General features: G+C 64.1%; 1 protein-coding gene. It reads right to left on the bottom strand.

Annotation, left to right across the window (positions count from 1 at the left end):
* The coding region (locus tag H8A95_RS43195) for a hypothetical protein (RefSeq protein ID WP_229188474.1) at positions 1 to 1,002 on the bottom strand (1,002 nt) is incomplete at its 3' end.
* Positions 1,003 to 1,087: the final 85 nt, after the last annotated feature.

Here is a 1,087-nt window from a genome sequence, read left to right on the forward strand (position 1 = left end):
GCCGCCGGCTGCCGTGCCGTTCGAATCCCACAGCTGCAGCTGATACGCCGCGTTGCTGGGATCGGAGACGTTCACCAGGCTCGAAAGCGCAATCTGCCCACCCGCCGTGGCATTTGGCAGGCTCGAGACACTCAGCGTCGGCGCCGCCACCGAGACCGAGAACTGCTGCCAGCTGCCCGGCGTGCCGTTCTGAACCAGCCGCGCCCACAGCGTGTCGGAGCCGGGTGACGTCCCGGCATCGAACACCACATTGGCGCCCGACGGCACATTGATCGCATGGCCTGCGGGCTGCGCCACGCCGTTGATCAGGAACTCGCCGCCGGCTGCCGTGCCGTTCGTATCCCACAGCTGCAACTGATACGTGGCGTTGCTTGGATCGGACACGTTGACCAGGCTCGAAAGCGCAATCTGCGCACCGGCCGCGGCACTCGGCAGGCTCGAGACACTCAGCGTCGGCGCTGCCACCGAGACCGCAAACTGCTGCCAGCTGCCTAGCGCGCCGTTGTTCTGAATGAGCCGCGCCCACAGCGTATCGGAGCCGGCCGAAGTGCCGGCATCGAACACCACGTTGGCACCCGACGGCACATTGATTGCATGGCCTGCAGTCTGCGCCACGCCGTTGATCAGGAACTCGCCGCCGGCCACCGTGCCGTTCGAATCCCACAGCTGGAGAGTCTGATAGCCGGCACTGTTCGGATCAACGACGGTCACAAGGCTCGACAAGGCTATGGCCTGACCTGCACTCGCCGAAAGGTCGCTCGTAACAGTAACCGATGGCGTAATAGGTACGGCCGTGATCAGCGTGCCCGTTCCAGAGTCCTGCGTTACGCTCAGGCCAACTACGGGATTCTGCCCCAGCTGCAGATCATACGTTATCCCGCCCTCGACAACTTGAAGGACGTTGCCAGACACAATGGTCACTGAGCCACCGGACGCGAACGTCACGCCGGTCAGATCGATGGTGTCACCAACGACGATGCCGCTGATGATGTCGCTGGGCATGGTGGTGCCGTCGATCACCAGTGTTCCGCTCGAACTGGCGAAGGCAATGCCGCCGCTCGCGATGCTCCCGGCCTGCAGTTCGACC

The organism is Bradyrhizobium oropedii, assembly GCF_020889685.1.
GTDB classification, from domain to species: Bacteria; Pseudomonadota; Alphaproteobacteria; order Rhizobiales; family Xanthobacteraceae; genus Bradyrhizobium; species Bradyrhizobium oropedii.